The sequence below is a fragment of the Rhodoferax sp. P2_H8_2 genome (genome assembly GCF_056403235.1).
This window is the reverse complement of record NZ_JBFUFW010000003.1, coordinates 510,543-534,837: the sequence shown is the minus strand read 5'-3', so window position 1 is coordinate 534,837 and position 24,295 is coordinate 510,543. Positions and strand designations below refer to the sequence as shown.

Annotated in this window: 23 protein-coding genes; 4 read left to right on the top strand and 19 right to left on the bottom strand. The window is 60.2% G+C overall.

Going from position 1 to position 24,295, the window contains the following annotated elements; genetic code table 11:
• Positions 1-39: 39 nt before the first annotated feature.
• From lplT to AC1DV6_RS08105, 3 genes are all read left to right on the top strand, one after another.
• Positions 40-1,326 carry a lysophospholipid transporter LplT gene (gene lplT, locus AC1DV6_RS08115; protein WP_477976889.1) on the top strand — a complete coding sequence of 429 codons (1,287 nt, stop codon included), beginning with the start codon at positions 40-42 and terminating at the stop codon, positions 1,324-1,326.
• The gene (locus AC1DV6_RS08110; RefSeq protein ID WP_477976887.1) at positions 1,316-2,209 is read left to right on the top strand and encodes a DMT family transporter; all 894 of its coding nucleotides are present in this window, start codon (positions 1,316-1,318) and stop codon (positions 2,207-2,209) included. The genes lplT and AC1DV6_RS08110 overlap by 11 nt, the downstream gene beginning before the upstream one ends.
• Before the next feature lie 67 nt (positions 2,210-2,276).
• Positions 2,277-2,762 carry a glutathione peroxidase gene (locus AC1DV6_RS08105; RefSeq protein ID WP_477976886.1) on the top strand — a complete coding sequence of 162 codons (486 nt, stop codon included), beginning with the start codon at positions 2,277-2,279 and terminating at the stop codon, positions 2,760-2,762.
• Here AC1DV6_RS08105 and glcF read toward each other — a convergent pair.
• The 7 genes from glcF to glnK form a co-directional block, all read right to left on the bottom strand.
• The gene (glcF, locus tag AC1DV6_RS08100) at positions 2,751-3,992 is read right to left on the bottom strand and encodes a glycolate oxidase subunit GlcF (protein WP_477976884.1); all 1,242 of its coding nucleotides are present in this window, start codon (positions 3,990-3,992) and stop codon (positions 2,751-2,753) included. The two genes, AC1DV6_RS08105 and glcF, sit on opposite strands and share 12 nt — an antisense overlap.
• 2 nt (positions 3,993-3,994) lie before the next feature.
• Positions 3,995-4,783, bottom strand: a complete 789-nt coding sequence (locus tag AC1DV6_RS08095; protein ID WP_477976882.1) for a YoaK family protein — start codon at positions 4,781-4,783, stop codon at positions 3,995-3,997.
• Positions 4,784-4,787: 4 nt separating this feature from the next.
• On the bottom strand, positions 4,788-5,942 hold the full coding sequence (gene glcE, locus AC1DV6_RS08090; RefSeq protein ID WP_477976880.1) for a glycolate oxidase subunit GlcE: 1,155 nt from the start codon (positions 5,940-5,942) through the stop codon (positions 4,788-4,790).
• Positions 5,943-6,008: 66 nt separating this feature from the next.
• Complete coding sequence (locus AC1DV6_RS08085; RefSeq protein WP_477976879.1) at positions 6,009-6,935, bottom strand: SMP-30/gluconolactonase/LRE family protein; 927 nt, start codon at positions 6,933-6,935, stop codon at positions 6,009-6,011.
• 69 nt (positions 6,936-7,004) lie between these two features.
• Entirely contained in the window at positions 7,005-7,604 is a 600-nt protein-coding gene (locus AC1DV6_RS08080; RefSeq protein WP_477976877.1) for a chalcone isomerase family protein, read from the bottom strand.
• A gap of 212 nt (positions 7,605-7,816) precedes the next feature.
• Positions 7,817-9,343, bottom strand: coding sequence for an ammonium transporter (gene amt, locus AC1DV6_RS08075; RefSeq protein WP_477976875.1), 1,527 nt, complete (start codon positions 9,341-9,343; stop codon positions 7,817-7,819).
• A gap of 14 nt (positions 9,344-9,357) precedes the next feature.
• Positions 9,358-9,696 carry a P-II family nitrogen regulator gene (gene glnK / locus AC1DV6_RS08070; RefSeq protein ID WP_477976873.1) on the bottom strand — a complete coding sequence of 113 codons (339 nt, stop codon included), beginning with the start codon at positions 9,694-9,696 and terminating at the stop codon, positions 9,358-9,360.
• Positions 9,697-9,932: 236 nt separating this feature from the next.
• Between glnK and AC1DV6_RS08065 the strand changes: the two genes are divergently transcribed.
• On the top strand, positions 9,933-11,483 hold the full coding sequence (locus tag AC1DV6_RS08065; protein WP_477976871.1) for a YifB family Mg chelatase-like AAA ATPase: 1,551 nt from the start codon (positions 9,933-9,935) through the stop codon (positions 11,481-11,483).
• A 60-nt stretch (positions 11,484-11,543) separates the two neighbouring features.
• On the opposite strand, the gene AC1DV6_RS08060 is transcribed toward AC1DV6_RS08065, so the two are convergent.
• From AC1DV6_RS08060 to AC1DV6_RS08005, 12 genes are all read right to left on the bottom strand, one after another.
• A complete protein-coding gene (locus AC1DV6_RS08060) occupies positions 11,544-12,572 on the bottom strand; it encodes a hypothetical protein (protein ID WP_477976869.1) in 1,029 nt (342 codons plus the stop codon).
• The gene (locus tag AC1DV6_RS08055) at positions 12,569-13,456 is read right to left on the bottom strand and encodes an ExeA family protein (protein WP_477976862.1); all 888 of its coding nucleotides are present in this window, start codon (positions 13,454-13,456) and stop codon (positions 12,569-12,571) included. The genes AC1DV6_RS08060 and AC1DV6_RS08055 overlap by 4 nt, the downstream gene beginning before the upstream one ends.
• Positions 13,456-15,249: a secretin N-terminal domain-containing protein gene (locus tag AC1DV6_RS08050; RefSeq protein WP_477976861.1), complete on the bottom strand. Its 1,794-nt coding sequence runs from the start codon at positions 15,247-15,249 to the stop codon at positions 13,456-13,458. The genes AC1DV6_RS08055 and AC1DV6_RS08050 overlap by 1 nt, the downstream gene beginning before the upstream one ends.
• Before the next feature lie 11 nt (positions 15,250-15,260).
• Positions 15,261-15,614 (bottom strand): hypothetical protein, encoded by a 354-nt coding sequence (locus tag AC1DV6_RS08045; protein ID WP_477976860.1) that lies wholly within the window; start codon positions 15,612-15,614, stop codon positions 15,261-15,263.
• On the bottom strand, positions 15,611-16,255 hold the full coding sequence (locus AC1DV6_RS08040) for a hypothetical protein (RefSeq protein ID WP_477976858.1): 645 nt from the start codon (positions 16,253-16,255) through the stop codon (positions 15,611-15,613). The genes AC1DV6_RS08045 and AC1DV6_RS08040 overlap by 4 nt, the downstream gene beginning before the upstream one ends.
• On the bottom strand, positions 16,252-16,941 hold the full coding sequence (locus tag AC1DV6_RS08035; protein ID WP_477976856.1) for a PilN domain-containing protein: 690 nt from the start codon (positions 16,939-16,941) through the stop codon (positions 16,252-16,254). The genes AC1DV6_RS08040 and AC1DV6_RS08035 overlap by 4 nt, the downstream gene beginning before the upstream one ends.
• Before the next feature lie 7 nt (positions 16,942-16,948).
• Positions 16,949-17,992 carry a hypothetical protein gene (locus tag AC1DV6_RS08030; RefSeq protein WP_477976855.1) on the bottom strand — a complete coding sequence of 348 codons (1,044 nt, stop codon included), beginning with the start codon at positions 17,990-17,992 and terminating at the stop codon, positions 16,949-16,951.
• Between the two features lie 124 nt (positions 17,993-18,116).
• On the bottom strand, positions 18,117-22,061 hold the full coding sequence (locus AC1DV6_RS08025; protein ID WP_477976853.1) for a DUF6701 domain-containing protein: 3,945 nt from the start codon (positions 22,059-22,061) through the stop codon (positions 18,117-18,119).
• A gap of 35 nt (positions 22,062-22,096) precedes the next feature.
• Entirely contained in the window at positions 22,097-22,501 is a 405-nt protein-coding gene (locus AC1DV6_RS08020; RefSeq protein ID WP_477976852.1) for a hypothetical protein, read from the bottom strand.
• Positions 22,498-23,343, bottom strand: a complete 846-nt coding sequence (locus AC1DV6_RS08015; protein ID WP_477976851.1) for a prepilin-type N-terminal cleavage/methylation domain-containing protein — start codon at positions 23,341-23,343, stop codon at positions 22,498-22,500. Before AC1DV6_RS08015 ends, AC1DV6_RS08020 begins: the two co-directional genes overlap by 4 nt.
• Entirely contained in the window at positions 23,340-23,798 is a 459-nt protein-coding gene (locus AC1DV6_RS08010; RefSeq protein ID WP_477976850.1) for a type IV pilus modification PilV family protein, read from the bottom strand. Before AC1DV6_RS08010 ends, AC1DV6_RS08015 begins: the two co-directional genes overlap by 4 nt.
• Positions 23,795-24,271, bottom strand: coding sequence for a prepilin-type N-terminal cleavage/methylation domain-containing protein (locus AC1DV6_RS08005; RefSeq protein WP_477976849.1), 477 nt, complete (start codon positions 24,269-24,271; stop codon positions 23,795-23,797). Before AC1DV6_RS08005 ends, AC1DV6_RS08010 begins: the two co-directional genes overlap by 4 nt.
• Between the last annotated feature and the right edge of the window lie 24 nt (positions 24,272-24,295).

Below are 24,295 nucleotides of genomic sequence, written 5' to 3'. Positions count from 1 at the left end.
CCAGCGCATTAGTCACGCTAATGCGCCCCAACCCCATCGATGAAACGCGGTTTTTACACCATCATGTCGGCGCAGTTTTTCAGCTCGCTGGCCGACAATGCCCTGTTCGTTGCCGCCGTGCAGTTGCTGCGCACCAGTGGCGCGGAGCCATGGCAGCAGGCGGCGCTGATTCCGATGTTTGCGCTGTTCTATGTCGTGCTGGCGCCGTTTGTCGGCGCTTTCGCAGATGCCATGCCCAAAGGGCGCGTGATGCTGATCAGCAATTTCATCAAGGTGGTGGGCTGCGTGATGATGCTGTTTGGAACGCACCCGCTGCTGTCCTACGCCATCGTCGGCTTGGGCGCTGCGGCCTACTCGCCCGCCAAGTACGGCATCCTCACTGAATTGCTGCCAGCGCCCCAGTTGGTCAAAGCCAACGGCTGGATCGAGGGCCTGACCATCGCCTCCATCATTCTGGGCGTGTTGCTGGGCGGCCAATTGGTGGCACCGGCCATATCGAGCATGCTGCTGTCGCTTGATTTCCCGCTGATGACGACCAGCGTGGACACGCCGCCCGAAGCGGCCATCAGCATATTGATCTTCGTCTACCTGCTGGCGGCGTGGTTCAACACCCGCATCCCGCTGACGGGTGTGCCCATCCGTCCACTGCCGCGCCACCTCATTTCGCTGCTGCCTGATTTCTGGAGCTGCCACACGCGGCTGTGGCGCGACCGCCTGGGCCAGATTTCGCTGGCTGCGACCACGCTGATCTGGGGCGTCGCCGGCAATCTGCGCATCATCGTGCTGACCTGGGCTGCGGCCGCACTGGGCTACAGCGTGACGCAGGCCTCGGCGCTGCAAGGTGTCGTAGCCATTGGCATGGCGCTCGGTGCCGTAGTGGCTTCGATGCGCATGCGCCTGGAAGATGGGCCACGCATGATCACGCTGGGCATCGTGATGGGCTTGCTGCTGCTGGTGCTGAACTTCATCACCAATGTGTGGGTCGCGGCACCCTTCCTGATTTTGCTGGGTGGCGTGGGCGGCTTTCTGGTGGTGCCTATGAATGCGCTGTTGCAGCACCGCGGCCACAACCTGATGGGCGCTGGGCGCTCCATTGCAGTTCAAAACTTTAATGAACAGGCCTGCATTCTGGGCTTGGGCGCGCTCTACACATTCGCAACCGGCATGGGACTGTCTTCGTTTGGCTCCATCACAGCCTTTGGTCTGACGATTGCAGGCTTTATGTGGTTGATCCAGCGCTGGCACGCGCACAACTGCCGCGTGCACGGTGCGGAGGTGGAACACCTGCTGGACATCGCGCGCAACGACGAGGCGCATGGCCGTTAATTCCCGCGGCGCATGGATTGCCGCGCTGGCTCTGGCCGTCAATGCCCTGGCCTGGGGATTGTCGTGGTGGCCGTTTCGGGAGTTGCAAGACCTGGGTGTGCATCCACTGTGGGCGACTGCGCTGGTCTACGCGCTGGCGGTCATCAGCCTGCTGCTTTTCCGCCCACACGCTTTTCATTACTTTCGCCAGCACAAAGGGCTATGGCTTTTGGCACTGGCCGGCGGCCTTACGAATGTCGGCTTCAATTGGGCCGTGTCGATCGGCGATGTAGTTCGCGTGGTGCTGCTGTTTTACCTGATGCCCGCATGGTCCATTCTGTTTGCCTGGCCCATTCTGGGCGAGCGGCCCACTGCAGGCAGCCTGTTGCGCATGGCGCTGGCATTGGTTGGCGTGATCGTGGTGCTCAAAGCGCCTGGCGCTGAATGGCCGGTCCCTCACACGCTGGCGGACTGGTTGGCCCTGATGGGGGGTATGTGCTTTGCATTGACCAATGTGCTGCTACGGCGCATGCGCCACGCCCCTGCACTGGGCAGTGTGTTCGCGATGTTTACAGGTGCCTCGCTGATGGCGGGCCTGACAGCATTTGTCGGCATGCAACTCGGTGCGATTAGCGCCCTTCCACCGCTGGACACCACCTGGCCGCTGTGGGTGCTTTCGCTGAGCCTGGCGTTCCTGGCCGGCACGCTGGGCTTGCAATACGGTGCTGCCCGCCTGGCGGTCAGCACCAGCTCGCTGGTCATGTTGCTGGAGGTCGTATTTGCCAGCACCTCCTCCGTGCTGCTCGGAGCGGCGAACCTGAATGGCCGCATGCTGCTGGGCGCAGCGCTGATATTGGCAGCGGCACTTCTCAGCGCTTTGTCTTCAACCGCTGCCAACCATTAGTCTCGCGGCAGGCGGATATTTTTCAAAAGTGCTATGGTCACTTTTTTTCTTCCCTGCAGAAACCACCATGACCACTGTGTATGACTTCGAAGCCGAACAAATCAACGGCAAATCGGTATCGCTCTCCGAGTTCAAGGGCAAAGCCCTGCTGATCGTCAACACCGCCAGCGCCTGCGGCTTCACGCCCCAGTTTGGCGGGCTGGAAGAATTGCACAAGGAATACGGCGACAAGGGCCTGGTCGTGCTCGGCTTCCCGTGCAACCAGTTTGGTTCACAAGACCCTGGCAGCAATGACGAGATTTCCGGTTTCTGCCAGGTCAACTACGGCGTGACATTCCCGATGATGTCCAAGATCAACGTCAATGGCTCTGAGGCGCATCCGCTGTACCAGTGGCTGACCAAGGAAGCCCGCGGCATTCTCGGCACGCAGGCCATTAAATGGAACTTCACCAAGTTTCTGGTCGGCAAGGATGGCGAAGTGATCAAGCGCTACGCGCCGACGGATACGCCGAAAAGTCTGAAAGCAGATATTGAGGCCGCACTAGCGGCCTAAAGCAGCATCCAGAACTTCCACCCAATGCCGCACCGGTGTCTCGGTGCCGCTTTGCAGGTGGGTGATGCAGCCGATGTTGGCGCTGATGATGACCTCATCTGTTTTGGGGTTCAGCCCCGCCAGCTTGCGTTCGCGCAAGGTCTTGGACAACGCAGGCTGTAACACCGAATAGGTGCCAGCCGAGCCGCAACACAAATGCGACTCTTGAGCCGCCAAACGCACCGAGAAACCCAGCGCCTGCAGGTGCTGTTCCACACCGCCGCGCAGTTGCTGGCCGTGTTGCAAGGTGCAGGGCGGGTGAAAGACCAGCCCGGGACGCGGACTGTTTTGCAGATTTGCACGTAACGGCTCCACCAGATCCGGCAGCAACTCACTCAGGTCGCGCGTCAGTGCGCTGATGCGCGCTGCCTTGTCTGCGTACAGCGGATCGTCGCGCAAGGTATGGCCGTATTCCTTGACGGTGACGCCACAGCCCGACGCGTTCATCACAATGGCCTCCACCGCCGCTTCGCCATTCACTGGTTCAATGTGCGGCCACCAGGCGTCGATGTTGGCGCGCATCTCTGCTTTGCCGCCGTCCTGGTCATTCAGGTGAAACTTCACCGCGCCACAGCAACCGGCCTTGGGTGCGACCACCGCCTGTAGGCCTGCGGCATCCAGCACGCGCGCGGTAGCTGCATTGATATTCGGCGCCATCGCCGGCTGCACACAACCGGCCAACAGCAGCACTTTGCGTGCGTGCGTGCGCGCGGGCCATTCGCCCGCCGCTTGCTTGACTGGCACTTTGTCTTTCAACACTTGCGGCAGCAGAGGCCGCAGCATTTGACCCACCGCCATGGCGGGCGCAAACAACGACGAAGGCAATCCCTCTTTCAGCGCCCAGCGCATCGCGCGCTCCGGCAACGGCCGCGGCACTTTGGCATCGACCAGCTTGCGCCCGATGTCCACCAGATGCCCATAGTCGACACCGGACGGGCAAGTGCTTTCGCAATTGCGGCAGGTCAGGCAACGGTCCAGATGCATCTGTGTCGCGCGTGTCGGCTCAGCGCCTTCCAGCACCTGCTTCATCAGATAAATGCGCCCGCGCGGCCCGTCCAGTTCATCACCCAGCAATTGGTAGGTCGGACACGTCGCGGTACAAAATCCGCAGTGCACGCACTTGCGCAGAATGGCTTCGGCGGCCTGGCCATCCGGCGTGTTGGCGTATTCGGGAGAGAGTTGGGTTTGCATGGTCAGTGAATGGCGTTCAGCAAGCGCAGCAAATGGTGGCGATAGCGACGCAGGTCCGATACCAATGGCGGCAGGCAGGCCAGCAACAACAACGTGGCCAACGGCAGCACCCAGACAAAACCGACGTAACGGAAGCCCAGCGCGCCGAACAGGCCACCGGAAAAGAACATCGTCAACAGCGTGCCGTACAGCCGCAACTTCAGCCTGTTGGCACGCACCACGCGAGGCGGCTGATTGGCTGCGTCTTGCGCAGATGTCTTGCCGTTCCAATACAGCATCTTGCCCAGCTCAATGCCCAGGTCGGTGATGACGCCCGTCATGTGCGTGGTGCGAATTTGCGAAGACGATATCTTGGAGACCAGCGCGTTTTGCAAGCCCATGGTGTAGGCCAGCACCAGCACGGTCAGCGGTATCGCAAACGGGGTTTGCTGGTTCAGCGTGGCGCCGATCAGGCCAAACAGCAGCAACAGCATGGCCTCGACCAACAACGGCAACGCGTACTCGCTGCGCAAGTGGTGCTGTCTGGCCCAGTTGACCAGCAGCGCAGTCGTCGCAGCACCCGACACGAAGGCCAGCACCGCACCTAATGGCCCCAGTACCAGCGCCATATTGCCCAGCACCAGGTTGTCAGCCAGCATCGACGCAAAGCCTGTCATGTGTGAGGTGTACATGCCCACCAGCAGCAGGCCGCCAGCGTTGATGGCACCGGCTATGAACGCCAGCAACCCGCCCAGCATGCGGTCCGTCGCCTGCGTGCGATGCTGGTTGGTGAGGTGGCGCAGCCGTCGCATGGATTCAGGCCTTGCTCATAGGATTGGGATTGAACACGCCGCGCGGATCAAAGCTGGTTTTCAGCCTCTTCGCAATTTCGGTTGCCGCTGTATTTTGGGTGTCGAATTGGCCTGCAGCACGCGCAGAATGTGCGTGAGCAGCTACAAAAATACTAGCGCTTCCGCCGACACGTTGCGCCTTTGCATGCAACTCGGCAGCCGCATCATGCGGCGCCCAGAGCCAGCGCAAACCACCATGCCACTCCACCAGCTGCGGCCAGGGCAGGCCCAGCACGGGTGCAGTTTGCGGCAGGCTCAATCGCCACAGTGCCATGTCCTGTTGCGGCGGCTGCGCAAAGAAGGGCAGCGCCTGGTCGCGACAGAGCAACCAGTCCGCGGCGGCCTGGGCGTTGTCCAGCTGCTTCCCGTCGACTTCGCCCAGCATTTTTTGGCATGCCGTCTCAACGGCAGCCACTGCACCACGCAGCCGTACAAACAGCAAGTCACGGCCAGCACCATCCGTCGGGTCATGCACCCAGCAACTCGCGTTCAGCGGCAAAGGCTCGCCGCCCCAGCGGTGCAAATGCTCCAGCGCAGCGGCTTGCGCAAGTTCAAATACCAGGGTGGCCTCGGCAGGCGCCTTGGGCATGACCTTGAGCGACACCTGTGTGATCAGGCCCAGGGTGCCCATCGCGCCCACCATCAAACGTGAGACGTCGTAGCCCGCGACGTTCTTCATCACCTGGCCGCCAAACGTCAGGTGTTCGGCGCGGCCATTGATCAGTTGCAGGCCCAGCACATAGTCCCGCACTCCGCCGACACTGGCACGCGCCGGGCCAGAAAGGCCCGTGGCGACCATGCCGCCGATGGTTGCGCCAGACGGCTGCGAGCGCGCGAAGTGCGGTGGCTCAAACGCCAGGCATTGGCCTTCGCCGGCCAGCAGGTCTTCCAATTCTTTCAAGGGTGTGCCGGCACCGGCAGTGACCACCAATTCGCTGGGCTCGTAGCTGACGATGCCGCTCAGACTGGCGGTCTCCAGCAAGTCCCCGCCTCGCGCTGCGCCGTAGAAATCCTTGCTACCACCACCGCGAATATGCAGACCGCGCCCATCCGCCGCGGCCCGGCGCACGCGCTCGGCGAATTCCGCTGTAGTGGCTTGAAAAGATGGCTGCGCAGACATGGGCCGATGGTAAGCCGTCGGGCACGCACTACGCGTGAAATTTCTGCGGCGGTCGCAGTGAAAAATTTAGTCGGCGAAGAAATTCACAGGCAGGCCCGGTGTGTCCACCTGCATAGCGAACACCGTACCGGACAGCGGCATTTGCGCCAGCTCGTCATCGCCACGGCCTTTTTTCGCGCTGGTGATGTACAGCGTGCGCAGGTCTTCGCCGCCAAAGCAGGGCATCGTCGGGCATTGCACCGGGGTTTCAATTTCGCGCAGCAATTCGCCTGCGGGGGAGAACACACAAATGCGCCGGCCTTCGTACATCGCCACCCAGTAGTTGCCAAGCGCATCCACCGCGGCACCATCCGGGCGGCCCTGGTAGCGGTTGTCGTTGTAGTGCCAGCCTTCCGGCTTTTTCTGGAACTGCAGAAAGTTGCGGTGCGTGCTCAATGTGTTGGTTTTCAGATCGAAATTCCAGGCATGCACGATGTGGTTGGGCGTGTCGGCCCAGTACAGCGTGCTGACATCGGGGCTCCAGGCCAAGCCATTCGCCGTCAACGCATCGCCCGCCTGGCGCGTGACCACCGGTGCACCCTTGCGGCAATCGATGCTGTACAGCGTACCAGCTTTGGCCGCCTTGGGCTCGTCCACGGTGCCGACCCAGAAGCGGCCCAAAGGATCGCACTTGCCGTCGTTGGCACGTACGGTCTTTTGGTCGTAGTCCAGCACGGTGATGGCTTCCAGCGCGCCACCCCAGGTGCGCGCGCGAAAGACGCCATGGCGCAGCGCGATCACCAAGCCGCCGCTGGCAGCGGGTGCTATGCAGCCGGGCTCACTGGGCATGTCCCAGGTGTCCACCGTGCCCATGTAGACATTGGCACGCGCCAACTTACGCCCAGCGATGTCGACCCAGTACAGGGTTTGTTCTTGCGGATGCCAGAACGGCGACTCACCGAGCGTGAAGGTTTGCGTGGCTACGGAAGTCCAGGCGGAGGGTTTGCTTGTCATGCGCCAAATTGTGCCTGCTGTTGGTAAGAATAGTTACCGCGCAGGCACAAGCAATGTAGCGCTCAAACCTCAGGTGCCAGTGCCCAGCATGGCTTCCTTGAGCTTGTAGTCCACCGGTACCTGGCCCAGCCAGATGCGCAGGATCATGCCGAAGTACTCATCATCGCCCAACGGGGCACCTTGGGCCACGCCCTTGATGAAGAAGGTAGTGCCCTTGCCGGGCAGGTATTCCATCGCAAAGGTATCGCCCGCCGCTACTTTGGGGCGGCCCGAGAAAATCTCGATCAGGCGCGTGCTGGAGGGTGTGTGTTTGCGGATCTGCTCGGGGGTTGAATTGTTGGACAGGCCCTTGATGAAGGACAGGCCCAGGTCCGTGCCCGGAAGGTCGCGCAATGCGATGAAGCTCAGCCGCTTGGGGCCGGGCACTGCCAGCAGCTCATCCAGCGTCTTCACTTTGCGGCTGCTGTACAACGCCAGGTCATACACCTTGAAAATTGCTTTGTAGCGGGTGCCCGCACCGTTGAGCTGCAGCTCGGTGCCCTGCACGCTTTGCACCGGGTCAAACGGGCCAGCGGCCCACGCCATTGGCGCAAACGCCACCGATGCCAACACCAGGCTGGCAGCCAATGCGGCATTGCGCGACGCACGGAAAATACTTGGTCTTTTCATTGTCTTGTCTCCACACCGCAGGCCCCCGGCAACCATTGCCCGATCTCCCCACCGTGCGGCAAACATCGTAGTGCATGCCTCTGACCGCGCACTGACTCACCCAGGAGCGCCTGATTCGGTTGCCGTCAAGCACACGTAAAAAAGCCCGGCGGGACTTGCATCCTGCCGGGCCTTCAACTTCAAGAAGAATGATGTCTACATCAGTCCTGTGTTTAGCGACCGTAAGCCGTTTCGCCGTGGGACGTGATGTCCAGACCTTCGCGCTCGTCTTCTTCGCTGACACGCAGACCAATGGTCTTGTCGACGATGAAGTAGGCGATCACGGAAACGATGCCCGACCAGAGGATCGTCACGCCGACGGCCTTGGCCTGAACCAGCACTTGTGCGCCGATGGAGTAAGCGTCAGGTGTCACCATGGTTGCCGTCACCCAGTCGCCCATCATGCTGGGGCCACCGAGCGAAGGCGATGCAAACACACCAGTCAGCAAGGCACCCAGGATGCCGCAGACACCGTGCACGCCGAACACGTCCAAGGTGTCGTCTGCGCCCAGCAGCTTCTTCAGACCTGTCACGCCCCACAGACCGGCAAAGCCAGCCAGCAAGCCAATCACCAGGCCACCGCCGATGCCGACGTTACCGGCGGCAGGTGTGATCGCGACCAGGCCAGCCACTGCGCCAGACGCAGCGCCCAGCATCGAAGCCTTGCCCTTCATCAGCGCTTCACCGATGCTCCATGTCAACACCGCAGCGGCAGTAGCGCCCAAGGTGTTGATGAAGGCCAGTGCGGCAAAGCCATTGGCTTCCAGAGCGGAGCCGGCGTTGAAGCCGAACCAACCCACCCACAGCAGCGAGGCACCGACCATGGTCAGTGTCAGGCTGTGAGGCGCCATGGATTCCTTGCCGTAACCGACGCGCTTGCCAATCATGAACGCACCGACCAAACCGGCAACCGCTGCGTTGATGTGCACCACAGTGCCGCCGGCGAAGTCCAGCGCACCCCATTGCCACAACAGACCGGCCTTGGAGGTCATTTCATCGGCGACAGCTGCTGAGGCGTAAGCATCAGGTCCCATCCAGAACCAGACCATGTGGGCCATAGGTGCATAGCTGAAAGTGAACCAGATCACCATGAAGGCCAATGCAGCCGTGAACTTGATACGTTCAGCAAAAGAACCCACGATCAGGCAGCAGGTAATACCGGCGAAGGTGGCCTGGAAGGCGGCGAACACGATTTCATACATGGGCGTGCCCTTGCTGAAAGTGGCACCACTGGCGAAAGTACCCGCGACGTTGTCCCAGATTCCCTTCATGAACAAACGGTCTGTGCCGCCGAAGAAGGCATTGCCCTCGGTGAACGCCAGGCTGTAGCCATAAATGAACCACAACACAACAATCATCGAGAAGGTCACCAGAACCTGCATCAGTACGGACAGCATGTTCTTGCTGCGCACCAGGCCGCCGTAGAACAGGGCCAGGCCGGGAACCGTCATCAGGATCACCAGCATGGTGGAGACCATCATCCAGGCGGTGTCGCCCTTGTTGGGAACCGGTGCCGGTGCTGCAACGGCCGGTGCCGAAGCAGCTTCAGCAGGAGCGGCAGCAGCAGGTGCAGCGGCCGGTGTGGCAGCGGCTTCAGGCGCCGATGCAGTAGCTGCAGGAGCCGGGCTTTGTGCGACGGCCAGCGAAGTTGCCGACAGCGCGCTAAACGCCAGGGCCAGGGAAATAAGCAGTTTTTTCATGGTGTTTTCCAATCTCACAGTGCTTCTTTACCGGTTTCACCGGTGCGGATACGGACCACTTGTTCGAGGTCGTACACGAAAATCTTGCCGTCACCGATCTTGCCGGTGCGGGCTGCAGCTTCAACCGCTTCGATCACGCGCTCAACCAGCGCATCGTCGATAGCCGCTTCAATCTTGACCTTGGGCAAGAAGTCGACCACGTATTCCGCGCCGCGGTACAGCTCGGTATGTCCCTTTTGACGCCCGAAGCCCTTGACTTCGGTGACGGTGATGCCCTGCACACCGATCGCCGACAAGGCTTCTCGCACCTCGTCAAGCTTGAACGGTTTGATGATGGCCGTTACGAGTTTCATGCTTTCTCCTGGTTAATTGCGTACAGAGCCCATGGCCGACTCACTCCCCGGAAATCGGGAGACAACCCTACAAAGCATGAGGCGTGCCAACCGACCCCAGCGTTGCTTTCTCGTCCCTGTACACCAAATACCGTGGTTTGCGTTAAGATAGCTGTATGAATAACCAGTAAGCACCTGTTTGGTGCAGATGATGTTTCTGCATGGAATGTGGGCGCACTGTTTTGGGAGGATTCGCCATGAGTTTGTCTTTGGTGCAAAGCCGGGTTTTATTGGGGCTGGAAGCTATCCCGGTCACGGTGGAAGTCCATCTGGCGAATGGCCTGCCCAGTTTCGCGCTGGTGGGGCTCGCCGATGTGGAGGTGAAGGAAGCACGCGAACGCGTGCGCTGCGCGATCCAGAACAGCGGCCTGGAATTCCCAAATAACAAAAGAATCACCGTCAATTTGGCGCCTGCCGACCTGCCCAAAGATTCTGGCCGGCTGGACCTCCCCATCGCTTTGGGCATTCTGGCAGCCAGTGGCCTGATTGATACCAGCAAGCTGGCGGGCTATGAGTTTGCGGGTGAGCTGTCGCTCTCCGGCGAGTTGCGCCCGGTGCGCGGCGCGCTGGCCATGGCGCTGGCGCTGCACAGCTCGGGGCAAGAATCGGCCCGCCTTGTCTTGCCCCCGGGCAGCGCGGAAGAAGCGGCGTTGGTGCCGGGAGCACAGGTTTACCGCGCAAGGCACCTGCTGGACGTGGTGCAACACTTTGCACCGCCCGAGGCAAACACCGAGGCGATAGTTACGCAGGCTACGCCCGACGGCTGGGCTCGCATCCACGCCGCACCACCTGCGGCACGGGTTGCCACACCCGATATGGCCGACGTCAAAGGCCAGGCCGCCGCCAAACGCGCGCTGGAAATTGCCGCCGCCGGTGGTCACAGTATTTTGTTGGTTGGAGCTCCGGGCTCTGGTAAGTCGATGCTGGCGCATAGATTGGCAGGGCTGCTTCCCGACATGAGCGTGGAGGAAGCTTTGCAGAGCGCCGCCATTGCGTCTTTGAGCGGACGGTTTGCCATGGAGCGGTGGAGTCAGAGAGTGACGGCCCAGCCCCATCACACCGCCAGTGCGGTGGCACTGGTTGGCGGCGGTTCACCCCCTCGGCCCGGAGAAATTTCATTGGCGCACCATGGCGTCTTATTTTTAGATGAATTTCCAGAATTTCCCCGGTCCGCACTCGAAGCGTTACGTGAACCGCTGGAGACCGGTAGTATCGTCATCTCCCGCGCCGCGCGAAGGGCCGAGTTCCCGGCACGTTTTCAGTTAATAGGCGCAATGAATCCCTGCCCCTGCGGTTACCACGGCTCAGCGACCCACAGTTGCCGCTGCACACCCGACCAGATCCACCGTTACCAGAGCAAACTCAGCGGCCCGCTGATGGACCGCATTGATCTGCATGTGGAAGTCCCCGCGTTACCCGCGAAAGACCTGTTGCATGCCCCGCCGGGCGAAGCCACTGCCGATATTCGCGATCGCTGTTCTGCCGCCCGTGCCCGCGCCCACCTGCGCCAGGGCCAGACCAACCAGGCGCTGGCCGGACAGGACATCGACCGTTTTGCCTGTATGGACGGTGCTGCATCCAAATTCCTGCAAACCGCCGCGACCCAATGGGGTTGGTCGGCCCGTGGAACGCATCGTACTTTGAAGATTGCCCGGACTATTGCGGATCTGGCTGGAAGTGACAACGTGGGGTTGGCGCATGTGGCAGAGGCCATGCAGTACCGACCCACGGTACGGCGGGCGCTTTGACAGTCGTAGATTGCTACTAAATTAGTAGCTTTTTACGCACATTTTTCGCGGCCTGCAGCCCTATTTATCCTTGAGCGGCACGCCTGCCTGGCGCAAGTAGGCCTGGACTTCCTGGCTGATGCCGCCCACCGCACGGGCCTTCTCCGCCATCTCGGCCGCAGCAGCAGTCTGCCCCGATGCAGCCAGGGACACGGCGGCACCCAACAGCCAGCGCTGCTCATTGGGTCGCGACTGCAGCGCCGCCAGATAAGCGTGTGCGCTGTCCTGGTGGCGGCCCAAACGCTGCGCCGCGTTGCCGCGCACGGCCCACAAGTCGGCGTCGTTGCGTATCCAGGGTTCCAGCCGGACCAACAAGTCCCAAGCGGCGCCCGCCCGCCCATCCGCTAATTGCATGCGCGTCAGATCCCGCGCCAGTGTGGAAAGCAATTGCAACTGGCCTGGTACCGGCTCAACTGCAAGCCCCTGCTCCACATTGCCCACCGCCTGCTGCAACAAATCCATCGCCGCTTCCTTGGCGCCGGTGTTCCAAAGCGTTTGCGCCTGCGCCTGCGCCTCACGTCCCGCCTGGAGCAGGCGCTGACTGAGCGTTGCCGGTGTGGGTTGTGCCGCCTGAACAGCGGGTTCGGCCGCTGGTTCCTTGGTTGTCCGTGGCAGCTTCAGCGTAGTCTCTATCTTCAAAGAAGTATTGAAGGGCGCTGCCGACACGACCGGTGGTGTCGCGGTGACTGCAGCTGCGGAGGCAGGTGCAGCTGCAACCGGCATCGGCTCGGGGACATCAACTTGTGCTGGCGTCGGTGCAACAGGTGCGGCAACCACCACTGGAGCGGAAGCAGGCACCACCGGCGTAACAGCGGGTGGCGGTAGCGTCACGGCAACGTCCGCCGCACGCATCTGTTGCCAGCCCCACCACGCCGCACCCGCCGTCACCAACAGTACCAGTGCAAACATGGTGATTCGCAGCGCGGCGGGTTTGCCGCGTGATCGCGCCGCGTGCGCGGTAGCTGCAACGCTCACGGTATGTCTGCGTTCTGCCGCCGGTTCAGAGTTGCGCTGATCCAGGTCACGCAACATTTTGTTGATCACACTCATATCCGTGCCGCCTTCCCGCTCCAGGCCAGGCGATCTCGCAACCGACGCCACCAGGGCGGTCGCGCGACCACTCCCGCCGTATCCCTTGCGGCCAGATGCACATAACGGGCATGCACCGTCAGCTCACCTTCGCCAAACGCCAGCATCAGGCATTTGTGGGCGATGACGTTGATCAGGCGGGGCACACCGCCGCTGTAGTCAGCGATAGTTTGTGCGGCCCGCTGCGTAAACACATGCACATTGGTGGATTCGTCCACCGCTGCCTTGGTTAATCGGTGTGACAGATACGCGCCGACCCGCGACGCCTGCATGGGACCGAGGTATTCGCTGAAGGTGATGCGTTGCAGCAGCTGGCGGATTTCTGGTCGTGCAAGCTTGTCATCCAGGTCAGGCTGCCCCAGTAACACCAGTTGCAAGAGTTTTCTTTTTTCAGTTTCCAGATTGGACAGCAGACGCAGGCTTTCGACCGTGCGAATGGGAATGGCCTGGGCCTCATCAATGCATACCACCACTCTGCGGCCTTCGCGGGCATGTTGCAACAGGCAATGATTCAGCGCAGCCATCATCTGGTGGCGTTGCAGTGACGGCGTCTGCGCCACACCCAATTCATGGGCCAGCGCCATCAGCAATTCATCTGGTCCCATGTCGGGATTCGGGATGTAGGCGGTCACGCATTCATTTTGCAGCGTCTTGAGCAACTGGCGGCACAGGACGGTTTTGCCACAACCCAGCTCGCCCACCACCTTGAGGAACCCTTCACCGCTGCGCAGGGCCACCAGCAACATATTGAGAGAGGCCTGTGCGCCTTCGTGCGGATAGAAAAACTCCGTATCCGGCGTGATGGAGAAAGGGGCCTCCTTGAGTGCAAAGTGCCCCAGGTACATCAGTTGGTGGTTCCTGTTGACGTAGTGTTGCCATCCAGGCGGATGACCCTGCTGCGAACGGCATCCATGTCATCGAGTGCGGCGCGGGAGCGTCGGGTCTGCGCTTCCCAATCGGCGGCAGTGCGGATGATGCTTGGTTTGATCAAAACCACCACTTCTTTTTTGCGCCCACTATTCGCCTTGTTTCCCAACAACGTGGACAAGAATGGGATGTCGCTGGTGCCCGGCAGGCCGGATGCCTTGCGGTTGGTCTCCATCTGCATCAGGCCGCCGATGGCCACGATGTTGCCGTCCTGGATGCGCACCATGGTGTCGGACTCATTCACGTTGCTCGATGCCATCGGAAACCGGTAGTTGCCAAATGATCCCAAATCGACCTGCTTGTTCTTCTCCGTTACAGTTGTGACGGAAGGGTGCACGTGCAGGGTAATAGTGGAGCCGTCGTCAATCTGGGGTGTTACATCCAGTGAAATACCGGAAAAGAACGAGGTCAAAGTAATCGACGGCAAGGTCGTCGTATTGCCACTCGCGGTACCCCCCGAATTGGTCGAACCGCCGGTCACACCGGTAACAAAGTAGTCGTCCGTACCCACCTTCAAAACTGCTTTCTGGTTGTTGAGAGTAGCAATACGCGGGCTCGACAAAATTTGAACGTCACCACGGGTTTCCAGAAAACCCAACACGGCCTGAAACCCATCGGTGGCAAATGCCAGACCAAACAGTCCAGCTCCCGCGGCAGGGATCGATACGCCATCTGCCAGCAAGGCGCCGCCAGTGGAAGCGAATCCCGGCAAATTCGGTTGTACACCACTAACCAGCGTGTTGCTAGTCATGTTGCCGCCCAACACACCAATAGCCCCCGTGGAATTGTTGCCGTTCTTCAGGGCCGACCAGTCGATCCCGCTCTGGAATCCATCACGCAGTTCGACTTCCACGATCTTGGCTTCCAGCATGACCTGACGCTCCACCGCGATTTGCGCAGCCTTCAGGAACTTGTCGACCTGGCGGAGCTCATCCGGCATGGCACGTACAGCCATGATGCCGGCCTGCGGACTGGTGATCACGCTACGCCCCTCACCGCCGCCCACCAGGCCTTTGACTGCGCCAGCCAGTTCAGACCAGAAATCGGTCTTGGAGTTTGTTTGCACTCCACTGCCCTGTGCGCTGCTATTGTTTGTGCTGGGGGCCGATGGCGTGCCGCCTGAGTTGGGAGTCGTCCCGGACCCACCGCTTTGGCTGCCATTGGCAATCACCCGCAAATCACTGGTGCCGGCTCGCTGTGAGTTGGGGTAGTTCACCGAAAAAATCCGGGTTTGCAGGGTGGGCGCATAGATCGTTATGCGGCGGCCATCGATCTTGAAATCGTAGCCATAGACATCGCGAATCGCCTCCAGAGCTTCGGTCACCGTCACACCACGCAGAGTGACAGACAGTGTTCCACCCACGTCGGGGTGCATCAGCATGCTGTAGCGGGTATCGGCAACGATGGCCAGAAACACCTCTCGGGCCTGCGCGTTATTGACCAGCAAATCCAGGCGGGGCTCAGGCGCCGGCGCCGGTGCGGGCGGGGCTGGCTCGGCCAGGGCATCGCTCACACGGGCCGGGACGATGGCAGGCCTGGTTGCGGTAACGGGTGCGGCTGGGTCCAGATCAGCGCGTATCACAGCGCCGAAATCGGGCGTTCTCAAAGGGCGATCCGCTGCGCAACCCGACAGCAGCGTCAGCGCCAGCCCGGCCAGCGGGATGCCGATACGTCGCAGAACATGGGTTTGCATCAAAGAGTCGGATTGCATGGTGTAGGACCTTACGGTTGTGCGCTTGGCTTTCGCTGGATACCAGGAAATCGCGGAATTTTGCGTAGCTCTTTGCCATCCAGAAACCAGATTTCGGTTTCTGTGATGCGTTCCAGTTTGAGTGAACCAATTTTTTGTCCGGGCGCGTACAAGCGCGTTCCCACTGCCAAAAACGGTTTGCCGCCTCGCACGATGACGGTGAACCCCTCGCCCCCCAGAACGTTGGACGCTGGCGCAGCGCCTGAAGAAGCAGACACGGACGCGGGAGGACGTGTCGGGTCACGCAACGCCTGTGCCCACACCGCGCCCACACCACAGGCCGTGACCAAGGCGATGCAAAACTTCAGCAACAGGCCTGCTTTCATGGCGCCTGCACTCCTACGACGAATACTTCCAACACCAACTCCGGCGGCAGCTTCTCGCTATGAAGCTGCATGCTACCCCAGCGCAGAGTAGGAAGGGCCGCTTCCAGCGTCTTCACATAGCGCACCAACTCCGGATATGGCCCGGAAATTTTTAACTCCAGCCCCTTGCGGGTAATGCCCAGCGGCTGTGCGTCACGCGCAGCACTCGCAGGATTGGGGCTGCCCACTGGCTCGGTCTTCAGCGTGGACAGGCTTACCAGCGTTAGTCCTTCCTGGCGCCGCAGGAACTGCACCAGCACGCCCTCCAGCGCAGGCCCGCCAATATCGGGAGGTACCAGCACATCGATCTCTCGGTTGATCGCTTCCACCTGCGCACTCACTGTCACGATGTCCTCGCGCACCCGCTTGCTGGCGTCGACCGGCTGCCCGGCCGCGATGAGCTCTTGACGCAAGCGCGTCAGCTCGACAGACTGTTCATCCAGCTGTTGCATGCGCTGCTTCTGAGAGGTCTGCGCTGGCGACAGCCAAACGGCATCGATCAGCGCCAACGCGCATACCACAATCGATAGAAACAGGAATACTCGCTCGCGCAGGCTCAGGCCATCAATGCGGGTTGTCAGGTTGGTCCACCATTGCTTCATGGCTTCACTCCCGTAACCGGAGCGGACGCCGCGGGCGTCGGGGCCACCGCCGTGCTCACCAGATCAAATGACCAGGTGGGCTTGGCGGGCGTAGCGGATTCGGAGGCCGCCTTGGCGGGTTTTTTGGCGGAATCCAGCAAGGTGTTTTCAACCTGCACGGTCGATAACTTCAATCCCCGCATCAGAGGGCTTGCCGACAATTTTCCCACCCACCCGTTCAGTGCGGCGGGCTCCAATGTGAAGCCACCCACCTGAAAGCTGGCGGCAGTCGCCTGTACCTGTGTCACCCATACCGAGTCCGGAATGCTTTGCGCCAACAGTTGCAAACGATCGGAATGTCCCATCCCAGGCATCAGCACACCACTTTGCAGCGCTTCCAGCAGGCGCTGGCGTTTCTCCAGCGTTGCACGTTTTGCGTCAAGTTGTTGTGACAAGGCCTGGTCAACCGGCGCCGCACTGTCATGGCTGGCTTGTATGGCAACCTTCAGTCCGGCAATTTCTTTGGTCTGTGTCACCAGTGTCGCGTCAAGAACGGTTACCGTACGCTGGACATTCCAGACCCATGCCGCAGCCATTGCACCACCCGCAAGCAGCACAATGCCCAGCGCCAGTAACATCGTACGGGCCGGGAAATGCTGCTTCCCGGAGGCGAGGACCGAAGTACAAAGATTGATTTGCTGGGGCATGGCGAATTCAGTTCGGCGTGCGCATCAAAACGCCAAGGAGCGGCAAACACGCGTCGCGCACGTCGGGAGACTCGCTCTCCAGCCCAGGGAAAAATGCGTTGACATCCATCGCGGAGACGGGCTGACCCAGTTCGCGGGACAACCATTGGGCCAATTCCACGCTGCGCTCTCCCGCGTAAACACGCAGGCCCGCCAATGGCATGCCCGACCAGGAGCGGTCCCACAGATCCAGCGAACGCTGTATCTCAACCAAGATGCGTTGGGCCGGATCGTTGTCGCTGCCGCCCGATGACGAGAGCGCAGTGTTGCTCTGGTCTGCCGCGTAGCCCGGCACGTATTCAGTGACAGGCGTATAGCTATCAACCGCTTCCGACACCGCGTTCTGCACCTCACCCCACGACAGGGCCATAAACCCGTCCGGCAACTCCAATCGGCGCGTGTAGAAAAGTTCGCCATGGGCGCTGATGGTCAGTACGGCCTGTTTGTCCCCCGACACCAGAAGCGCTGCGTCGGCACGGTCTGTCAATCCATCGCGCTGTGCAAGAAGGGTTTGCAAATTGCGCTGAGCGGTCTCTTGCACGTCAATCACAGAGACCGGCCACTGCATGGCACGACCCAACACCTGCACTTCGTTGACCACCGCGTTGGCAGCAACCACCACAAAGACGTTTCCAACGCCCTTTTGCTGGCCATCACCGACACGCAAAACGTCCAGCGTAATGTCATCAATATGGAGATCCACCATCTCGCGGATCTGGTAGCGCACGGCTGACCGCAACTCTTCAGGCGCCACAGCCGGCATCTCGACTTGCAATACCTGGTACTGCTCCGGCCGAAGCATCACTTGTGCATCCAGCCCGGTCAGCCCTTTTGCCCGAATGCGCCCGACCAAATCGTCCTGGCCCCCCTGCCCCAATGGCTCCACACCCATGGCAACGATGTCATAGCGTCCGGCGTCGGCCACGCGTGCACGCACATACGAGAGGGTCTGCCCAGACCACGACACGATCAACCGGTCTGTGGATACCGAACGCCGCCAAGGCCAGCGCATGGCTAGACGGGGCTCCGGGGAAATGCAGGGTACAAAAGGGTCATGCGCTTTGGGGTAAGGGGCCTCGCCAATTCAAGGTGCTCTCATTTTAGTAGCTGATCACGCCATCGGGGCAAGGGCTGAATCAATAATTCTCGCGTCCATAAATTATCGGACTGACATAGACCCCAAAACTGGCCCGCGCCGCAGGGTTGCGGGTGTAGGTGGTGGTGGTGCAGCCGTTGGTTGCAAGAAAGGCCAGTCCGGCCGAGGTGCTCAGCGGAGTGGTGGCTGTTACCGGAGGGCAGGTGCTGGTAGTCGTGGCGCCGAGGTTGAGAATGACGTCCACATTACCAATATTGGCCCACGGCGTGTTGGAGGTCGGTGCATTCAGCACGATGGAGCCGACGCCTGCAGCCAGCGCTCCTGCGCTACCCACGGTCACATTGGTGGTCGTGACGGGGGCTTGCTGATTCACCAAGCTGACATTGCCAGTAGTCAGCGCCGTGCAACTGTCTGAGGTATTGCGGACAAAAGTGCCACCGCTCCAGTACTGCGCTTCCAACGTCATCGGCAGATTCAGCCGCTCCGAGCCGTATGCGTTTGAAAGGCGCAGACGACCGTATCGCATTTTGATGGGACTGCCCGTAAGTTTTTGGTGGGTGCAGGTTGCTGCTGTGCAAGCCGTATTGTTGGTGGGCAGCATATTGCGCGCAGCGCCCAAAGTAAGGCTGTCGGTGGCGTCAGTTACGCTGACGCCAATGTCCAGTGCATCGAAGGGACCATCTGGCGCGGCCGCCCGGCTGAAGGTTGCGGCACTGGTGTTGATGGCATACACACCGCCGGACCACGCTGGCGGGGGCGACTGATTGAGCGCCAAACGGGTCGACAGATTGACGCCATCGTTGTTATTCTCCACTCCCAGGGCCACCACACCGGCGGTGTAGCGCGGCAATGGGGCAGCCGCGATTACCGAACCACTGGACAGTGCATAGATATAGGTTTTCGTAACCGTGAATGGCTGGCCCTCGTAGGTGTAAGCCCCGGCTGAGCAACTGTTTTCCAACTTGACCTCTTGGGCATAAGGCGGGGGTGGCGGTGGCTCTGGATAGCTTGAGCTACTGGTCAGGTAAAAACTGCCGGGATAAAAGCGCCCAACCAAGCTGGAGTTGCTCTGGTTAGCCAAAACACAGCCGACACGCCCGTTGGCGTCTGGCGTATTGGTGCTGCTATTGGCGATGCAGTCGGTTCCGTAAGTATCCACATAATTGTTCACATACGCGATGTCACGCACGCCACCCGCAATGATTCGAAAACCACCGTAGTCCAGGTAGTACCAATTGGCGTTCGCCAAACCGTTGGTCACACCGGCCGAACTGAACAGCGCAACGCTATTCACATTTGCATCTTTCAAACGGTCCGTGTAGTCCGTCAAGGTTACGGGCGTAGCGACACTCTGGGCCGAAACGGCCTGAAGCCCGGGGAAGTCAGCCAAAGCGGATGCAGCATAGTCGATCAAGGGCGTTCCGGTGTACCCTGCAGCATTGGTTCCGGCCACAGTACGTGCTTGCGCGGTCATCGAAAATGCAGTCCCTGCAATCTGCCGCGGCGTGCCCGTGGTCACACTCGCGTTTGTCATCGTACTGGCCGTCAGTACCAAGTCGGTCGGCCGCACAGCAAACGCATCTTTGGAGCAGACCGTGAGCCCTGACGGCGGGCAGTCGGCGGCGCTACAGGTAAAGCGCATGCGCACATCACCATAGGCACTGTAGTTAGGCGCCGCAGCACTCAGGGTGGTGGCAGTCAATGGAATACCAGCGGCTGCCACGCGGCCGCCGGAGAAGGCAATGGAGCCCAACCCGATAACCGCCGTCTGGCTGGCGGGGCAGTAGGTGATGGGCGATGGGGTACCGCTGTAGCTCACATTGGCTAACAAATCGACCGTCACTGTTTTGTCAAAAGTAGTGTCTAACGCTCCCGAGGCATTGAGCGTCACTGCATCCAACGTGAACGCCGTACCCGCCAGCTTGGTAACCAATCGGTCGTAGTTGCTGGTGGCCGGACTGCATCGCGCAGCCGCTTTGTATTCGCATCCATTGAAAGCAGCTACCGTACACAATTCGATTGTCAGATTGGCGTCTTCGCTGCTCTTCTCGGTGAAGGTGCCATCCGTGACGTTGATGTTGACAACGCCTGCCGTCGTGTGGGTGAGCGCCAGCACTACCTGGCTTTCGTTATTGAACTTGTAAGTTGCCACCCCGTCATTGGCAGTGCCGTTGGTCAATACGCCGTACCCAGAAACCAGCGTCCAATCGCCCTTGCCAGTGTTGGTCGACAAGGTGATGGTGGATGAGGTGGGGATCGGCTGGTCGGTGTTCGTGTGCATGGTGATGCTCACGGGATTGGGAGCACAGGTAGCGCCTTCCGTGACCGGGGGTGTGGAGCCCGCGTGCAGGATGGCATAGTGGTTAGAGCAACCCGCCGCCGCGTTGTAATCAGTCAGCACTTGGCCGTAACCAATTTCCAAGTTGTACATCCGGAATTCGTCAATCACGCCGTTGGCCGAGTTACCAGTGCTATTGGTGCCGTCCTGAAAAGCGGAGCGGTTGTCGCCGATGGTCAGGGTGTCAATGCCGGTGACAAGCGCCCCGGAACTGGTGAATGCAGATTGCACTGAGTTGCCCGAACCGATGGCTGCGCCGTTTACATAGATGCGCAAGCGGTCGGAGTTGGCCGCCGGTAAGGTATTGAAGTTCCAGCTGACGGCGATATTGATCCAGCCCGACGCGGACAGCACCGAATTGCTCATCGCAGCGGTTTCTATGGCCCGTGTGACCCCGGTGTCATCGCGCACAGCGAAACGCAATTTGGTGGTGGTGTTGCTGACGCGCAATTTGGTCAGATAAAACCAGGCGTTGGTCGCGTTGGATGCGTCCAGCAACTGCCCGTTGACGGCCGCTGCAGTAGCACCAACCCATACATTGGGCTTGTACCAAAAACTGGCGGTGCCCGCACTGCCCAGGCTGCTGAAAATATTGATGCCTGTGTTGATCCCATCGATCGTGCCGGCCGAGGTGTTGGCTGGAATATTGGCGCCGATACAGGCGTAGCCAACGGTCGTTTGTGCAGCACCTAGCCGCGTGCCATGGTTGTTGTTGCCACTGGTATCCAGCACTTGCCCGGCGGCTGACGTCCAAGTGGCTTGTTCCATCTGATACTGGGCAATGGGCCGGGGCACCTGGTAGCGAATGGCAGAGTTGTTGGTTGGCAGCGCCGTCTGTTTGATGTCGTAGTCGTTGGTGTTGACCTGCCAACCGATTTGGGCCGGCACATTGGGCTGCGAGTCGGCCACGTTGCCGTACTGGAATACAAAGTCGCCACCCTCTTCCAGAATCAGCTGCAAATTGAAATTGCCTGCAATCAGGCCAGCATTCACCCATTTGGGTACGTTGTTCCAGGTGACCACGAATTTGCGGGTCGGTGCCGTGCCAATGGTGGCGTAGCTAACGTAGCACTGCGCGTCGTCCTGGCACACCGTTGCATACGCCGCGTTCACGGGTGTGATGACCCCGGCGTCATTGAAGTTCTTGGGTGTGGAGTCGAGGTCGGCTCCATAGATGCGCATGGTGTAGTTCATGCCCGCATCGGGGTAGTCGTAGGTGTAGATCGTGGGCGCACCGTTGTCGGTGCCCGAGCCGCAGGTCAGGTTGTTGAACTGGATTCGCCCATTGCTGTTGACACGAACTGTTGTGAAATTTGCCCCCGCGTAGCGGAACGTGAATCCAATCGGAATTTCATCGGTCAGCCGGTCATCAATGACGGTGCCCGCGGTGCCACAGGCTGCGCCAGCCGGGGTGTAAAAGAAAAAGGGGGGCGCAGTGCGCGGAAAGGTGATGGCGGGTGGCTGGGGATTCCCCGGGTAGCCGGCGTAGCTGGTTGAATAGGCGCGAATGCGATTGTGCGACGAGGCATCGATCCAGTTGTAGGTGTCTGACGAGTTGACATACGAACTGCTTTGCGCATGGGCGGCCACGCAGATGACCATCGCAATAACCAGCGAATTCAGGAAAATATCTGCCGCAGACCGCATCCAACATGCGTAAGCAGCTCCTTTTTTAATAGCGATCATTGCGGTTGCTCTCTACTCGCAGACAGGCTGCGCTCCACATAACCGATGGTGCCTACAGTGCCACTACTGGCCTGGGAGGTCAACTGGTAGATGTTGCGATTGACGCCGCCCTCGATATAGGTGGCGCCGCTACATGTCACCACTACCCTAAACCCCTCTATCGTGCCCAAATCATTGTTCGCAGCTGGACAGGCGTTCAACGTGAACGTGCGGTTGAGGCCCCATTGGATGCCCGCACGCGCTGCCCAGTAGGCACGGGTTCCCTGCACATCTTGCGCCGACGTGAGTTGCTGGGTGTTGGAAAAGGTCACCATGAACGCCCCAAGCGCTGCGAGAACCACCATCAGAAAAATGGCGGCAATGGCGGCAAAGCCCCGGCTGCGCAAGCTAGGTCGATTCATGGCGTATTACTCACATGCACTTCGTGCTGCAGGCTGACCGTCTCGCCCGTGTTCGACATCTGAATAGACATGCTGACCAGTGCATTGCGCTGCAGATTGGAGCCCACATCGTCGTAACTGAACTCGCAGCGGTCCACATTGCTGGCAAGAATTGGCCCGGTGGCCAAACAGCTGGCCGGGGTAAAAAATGCCGCCGACACAGTACGGCGCAACGTACGTGTAACGGTGTTGCACACATAAGCCACGACCCGCTCGTTCCCAGGCACCACATGAAACCGGTTGCTGCCGGACGCCAACGGGAACAACGTGCTGGCGATGGAAATGGGACTTTCTATGGGCGCCGCAGTTTCTGTCCCTAACCCGGTGACGACTGCCGTATTGTTCTGGCTGTAGGCATCGGCTCCGGCAATACCCAGGTTGTAAACCACCACCACGTCATTAACTGCAATCCGCTGATCCACGGGAAGGCCCAAGTTGCTGCCCAACATATTGAAACTCAAGTCAGCGACCGCAAAGTTCAGGCCCGCCGGCGTGTCGTCCGCCCTGTAGCGCCCGCCGGTTTTGGTGGGAATGAATTCGATGCAGTTGTTGGTTGGCGAGCCAGCGGTCGCTGAGACACGCACGCTATTGGGCAATGCGGTGCGCAGGTCGCGCGCCATACGGCGCACCGTCGTGTCAGCCACATCGGTCAATGCCGCTCGCCTGCCGGAAGAAAAGTACGCCTCGATAGGCGCGGGCATGAATACCACCACCACGCTGCCAATCACACCGAGGATGACAATTACCATGATCAACTCGACCAGCGTAAAGCCACGTTGGAAGTCGCGCGTGTGATTTGTCATGGCGCAGCCCTGTAACCCACCAGAACGATGGTGCCGCCTGGCCCATTGACGGACACGGTAACCTTAAGCGCGCCAGCGGCGTTAAGCGCCGCATTGTCTGCCGCCGTAGCAGGCACTGCTACCACCCCGGCAATGCGATACGCAGCCAGCCCCGGCTTGATGTTGCCTTGCTGGTCCTCGATTGCCGTATTCGAATAGCCGTTGTAGTCGGCAACGTTGTCCCAATTTATGCGCCCCGTCTCCCCCGCATTGGAGCCATCCGGGTCGGTAAACCCCTTTTGCAGAATCTCTTCGAGCAAGGACTCGGCAATCGCTAGCGTTTGCTTGCGCACCATGGGGTCAGCGCTGCTTTTAACCGTCGTATTCATGACCGACAAAATGCCCACCATGGCAAGCGAGACCACCACAATAAAGAAGATGACCTCGACCAGCGTAAAGCCGCGCGTGTGCTTCATTGCACGTAGCCCGTCACAGGCTGGACAGTGATACCGCCCGCAGGCCCGTTCGTAATATTCACTGTCTGCACGGTGGCCCATGCCGCTCCGAGGTCATTGATAGGCTGACCCAGTCCATTGAAGTTCAACTGGAGAGGTGTGGTGCCATAAGTGGCTGCGCCCTTGGCCGTTATTGCTGCAGGTATCTCGCCTTGCGGCCCCGTCAGAGGTGTGGCAGGGGTGCAACTGGTCGCCCCAGAGGTCGACGCCATGGTCAACGTCGCCACGGTACTTGTAAATCTGATGCACACCGTACGGCGTTGGGCAATCGCCACTTTTTGAGCGTACCGCAGCAACGCTTGGGTTTGGTCATAGAGCCCTCGGGTATTGAAGGCTTGGGTGTCCAGAATGCGGGGGGCCGCGTAGGCTGCCAGTAGCCCCAAAAGTACCAAGACAATCACTAGCTCGACAAGCGTGAACCCGCGATGTTTCATGGTGCCCCTGAATGCAAAACGCGA